Source organism: Clostridia bacterium, assembly GCA_028698525.1.
GTDB lineage: Bacteria > Bacillota > Clostridia > JAQVDB01 > JAQVDB01 > JAQVDB01.
Map to the genome: position 1 here is coordinate 1 of JAQVDB010000099.1, position 4,880 is coordinate 4,880.

A 4,880-nucleotide genomic window follows, 5' to 3' on the forward strand; every position below is an offset into this window, starting at 1 on the left:
GCAACAGCAGCTAGAATCCTTGATAAAAAGTTAGATGAAGTAACCCCAAAGGAAAGGGGCTTAGGAAAGACTATTAACTTTGGAATGATATTTGGCCAAACAGGATATGGGCTATCTAGGTTGATAGGTGAAGATGTCGAAACAAGTAGTAGATATATTAATGAATATTTTTCAATATATTCTGGAGTAGAGGAGTATATGAAGAATATGGAAAAAGAAGCTAGAGAAAAAGGCTATGTCCAAACAATGTTTGGTACTACTAGAAATGTAAGTGGACTTAGATCTAAAAATAGAAGGATCTATTCTGCTGCTGGTAGAGAGGCAATTAATATGCCTATACAGGGTACAGAAGCAGATATGATGAAGTATGTAATGATAAAACTACAAGAACTGATAAATGATATATTTACAGATAAAACTTTTATGCTACTTCAAATTCATGATGAAATAGTATTTGAGGTCGAGGAATCTATGGTTGAAGAATTTAAAGATATGGCTAATGAAATAATGATAAATTCTCTTAAATTAGATGTCCCATTGCAAACTCATATTAGCGAAGGAAATTCTTGGGATAAACTTAAATAATGTCCGAAATTCATATATAATGAAGTGTGTGGATAATTTAAGTTGCTTAATGTTATGCAAAATGAGAATTGTAACAACAGAAACCCCTTTATCACATTATTTACTCTTTTAGGAATCTTAGCAGGGTTTGTTTTGTATATAATCCTTAAACAGAGTAAAGGAGAAATACTGAAAGAGGCTAGCAATGATATGAAAATTCCAATTAAAACTACGAAAGTTTCAAAAAACTTGAACAAAATGAAGGGCGAAAATACAAATATAGACTCAGAAAAGCTTTCAGAAAGACAAAAGAAGATAGTATCTATACTGGAAAAAGAAGGGGAGGTATATCCTTCCAAGCTACAAGAGCTACTACCTAATGTATCTACAAGAACAATTCGAAGAGATATGACAGATTTAGAAAAGAAAAAAATTGTAGAGCAGAAGGGTTCTACTAAATCTACTTACTATATTTATATTAAATAAAGATATGTCAAAGAGCTTCAATCAGGTCTGTAAAGTATTAGAAAAGGTTGAGAATACAACAGGAAGATTAGATATGACCTCTCTAATGGGGGATTTTTTAAAACAGTGTGATATTGAGGATATTCAGATGATTTCATATCTTGTACAAGGCCGTGTTGCACCAATGTTTATTAATAGTGAATTTAACTATTCAGAGAAAAGTCTTCTTAATTTAATAGATTCATATTTAAAAAGGATTAATAAGGGTATTGATGTTTTTTTACTAAGACAGGAAAAAGGTGATATTGGGGATGTTGTATATGAAATTTCTGAAAAATTAGATACAAAGAATAAAAGATATACAGTTAAAAATGTCTATGAACTACTTTGGGATATTGTAAATACTTCTGGTACTGGTTCCGTAGAGAGAAAGGATAACTTGGTTATGGCTTTCTTATCCTCTTCTACACCTATTGAAGCAAAGTATTTTTCTAGAATTGTCTGTGGATCTATGAGGTTAGGTCTTCATTCTAAGACTATGATGGACGTCTTCTCATATATGGTAAGTGGTGACAAGGAACTGAGTGATGAATTTAGTAGAGTATATGGAGTCTCTTCAGATATAGGGTATGTTGCTAGTAAATTAGATAATTTTGACAAAGAGAATGTCGTAAAAGAATTAGAGGATATAAGTGTAAATCCAGGATTCCCTGTTTTATCTAGACTTGTAGAAAGGGTAGGGTCGTTCGATGAAGTAATTGATAGATTCGGTGGAGAATTTCTAGTACAAGGTAAATTTGATGGATTAAGATTACAGATACATAAATATAATAGAGGAGATATATCAAAAAGAAAGGTCTTATGGAAGAGCTATATTAAAGATAAATCTCAAGGATTAAATCTTTTTGGGTCCGAAAGTAGTGATTGTGTAGTTAAACTTTTTACTAGAAATCTGGAAGATGTTACAGATATGTTCCCAGAAGTTGTTGAAGATGCTAAAAACCTTTCTTTAGAGAGCTTTATACTTGATTCTGAGGTTCTCGGTTGGGATTATGCTCATGATACATTTCTGAGTTATCAAACTACTATGCAAAGGAGAAGAAAGTATGAGATTGGTAATATTAGAGAGAAAATTCCTGCAAAGGCAATGCTCTTTGATATCCTCTATCTTAATGGTAAAGATTTGACACAATTGGATACATATAAAAGAGTAGAAATATTAGAGAAGAATTTAGGTTCTATTGATGATAGCTTAAGAGTTGCTAAGACAAGTAAAGTAACTAGTGTAGAGGAATTAAAGAATCTCTTTGATCAATATGTATCTCAGGGTTTAGAAGGAGTAATAGTTAAACAACTAACCGGAGGTTATGATGCAGGTCAAAGAAACTTTGAATGGATTAAAATAAAGAAAAGTATTGATAGAGGATTGGTAGATACAATAGATATGGTTGTGGTTGGTTACTACTATGGTTCTGGTAGGAGAGCAGAATTAGGAATAGGTGCACTTTTGGGTGCTGTATATAACGAAGAAGACGATAGATATGATGCAATTTGTAAAGTAGGTACAGGTATTTCTGATGAATTGTTCAAAAATATATTGGAAAATCTTAAAGGCTTTGAAACTTTAAAAAGAACGAAAAATGTTGTAGTAAATGATGTACTCAAACCAGATGTTTGGGTAAGGCCTAATTTCGTAATTACTGTTGATGCTGATGAAATAACTAGGGATATTAGTAAAGATAAAAAAGGTGTTGGTAACGGCCTCTCTTTAAGGTTTCCTAGGCTTGTAGAGTGGGATAGAGATAAGGGAATTGAGAATATAACTACAGTTAAGGAATTAACTGAGATGTTTGAGGCCAAGAATAGGTAAAAACATTTGTATAAAAACCCTTGCATATGGATATTGATTGTGTTACAATCACGCACGAGTTTGGGAAAACGGTAATCAGGTAATATAAAGATTTTCATATAATAGTTACTTGAATATACGATAAAGAACATAATTATCGTTATGTTTATTTCTAGCTCAGAGGCTCCTTAAAAGTTGAAGAGTGGTAGGAAATCAAAACAATTTTGATTTTTATTGTGTAGTGCTTTTTAAGTCCTATACAATTCATTTGAAACAATAAAACCCAATAATAACGTTGATTGGTCAGATTTAGGTCTGTAAATTTTTAGGATACTATGTATCCTTTGTATTCTAGTGCAATACAAAAAACGTTTTTCAATGAGAGTTTGATCATAGCTCAGGATGAACGTTGGCTGTGTGCCTTAGGTATGCAAGTCGAACGAACCGCTAACCTATAACCGCTTGCGGTTATAGGATTGCGTGTTAGTGGCAAACGGGTGAGTAACACGTAGGTAACCTGCCTTAAAGTCGGGAACAGCTCATCGAAAGATGGGGTAATACTCGATGGTCTCTAATCACTTCGGTGTTTTAGAGTAAAGTTTCGGCGCTTTAAGAGGGGCCTGCGTCCTATCAGCTTGTTGGTGAGGTAAAAGCTCACCAAGGCTAAGACGGGTAGCTGGTGTGAGAGCATGTTCAGCCACCATGGAACTGAGACACGGTCCATACTCCTACGGGAGGCAGCAATTAGGAATCTTGCGCAATGGGGGCAACCCTGACGCAGCGACACAGCGTGGAGGAGGAAGGTCTTCGGATTGTAAACTCCTTTTATGAGGGACGAATAGATGACGGTACCTCTTGAATAAGTACCTGCTAACTACGTGCCAGAAGCATCGGTGATGCGTAGGGTACGAACGTTGTCCGGAGTTATTGGGCGTAAAGAGATGCGTAGGCGGCTTAATAAGTCTGAGGTTAAAGTCCACGGCTCAACCGTGGAAAAGCTTTGGATACTGTTATGCTTGAGATATAGAGGGGTGAATGGAATTCCGAGTGGAGTGGTGAAATACGTTGATATTCGGAAGAACACCAGAGGCGAAGGCGATTCACTGGCTATATTCTGACGCTAAGGCTCGAAAGTGTGGGTAGCAAAACGGATTAGATACCCGTGTAGTCCACACCGTAAACGATGGATGCTAGATGTTTGACTCAACTGTTTAATGTCTTCGGATTTTTAGATGGAAGAGTTAAGTGTCGCAGTTAACACGTTAAGCATCCCGCCTGGGAAGTACAACCGCAAGGTTAAAACTCAAATGAATTGGCGGGGACCCGCACAAGCGGAGGAGCGCGTGGTTTAATTCGATGGTAATCGAAGAACCTTACCAGGGTTTGACATGTATCTGCATACCTCTAGAGACAGAGGTAGCCTTCGAGGGTGATACACAGGTGCTGCATGGCCGTCGTCAGCTCGTGTCGTGAGATGTAGGGTTAAGTCCCGAAACGAGCGCAACCCCTATCCTATGTTACAAGTGTCTTAGGAAACTGCCTCGGTAAAACGGGGAGGAGGGAGGGGATGATGTCTGGTCCGCATAGCCCTTATGTCCTGGGCGACACACGCGCTACAATGGTTGGTACAACGGGAAGCCAAACCGCAAGGTGGAGCTAATCCTTCAAAACCAATCTCAGTTCGAATTGTGGGCTGAAACTCGCCCACATGAAGTTGGATTCGCTAGTAATCGCAGATCAGCCATGCTGCGGTGAATACGTTCTCGGGTCTTGCACACACCGCCCGTCAAGCCACGGAAGTAGGTAATACTCGAAGGTGTCTTGTCCCGCTAACTCATAGTACGAAAGCGCTCGTGCTATAAGTTAGCTGGATGGGGCAACTAAGGTAATGCTTATGACTGGGGCTAAGTCGTAACAAGGTAGCCGTAGGGGAATCTGCGGCTGAATTACCTCCTTTTAAGGAGTACCCGATTTCCTATCACTTTTTTACTTTTAATGAGCC

General features: G+C 37.5%; 3 protein-coding genes and 1 rRNA gene. All 4 read left to right on the plus strand.

What is annotated here, in order from left to right:
* On the plus strand, positions 1–585 hold a 585-nt coding region (locus tag PHP06_10480; GenBank protein MDD3840967.1), incomplete at its 5' end, for a DNA polymerase.
* Positions 586–717: 132 nt separating this feature from the next.
* A complete protein-coding gene (locus tag PHP06_10485; protein MDD3840968.1) occupies positions 718–1,050 on the plus strand; it encodes a DeoR family transcriptional regulator in 333 nt (110 codons plus the stop codon).
* Between the two features lie 4 nt (positions 1,051–1,054).
* Entirely contained in the window at positions 1,055–2,899 is a 1,845-nt protein-coding gene (locus tag PHP06_10490; GenBank protein ID MDD3840969.1) for an ATP-dependent DNA ligase, read from the plus strand.
* Between the two features lie 353 nt (positions 2,900–3,252).
* Positions 3,253–4,835: ribosomal RNA gene (locus PHP06_10495) — 16S ribosomal RNA — on the plus strand.
* The last annotated feature ends 45 nt before the right edge of the window (positions 4,836–4,880 follow it).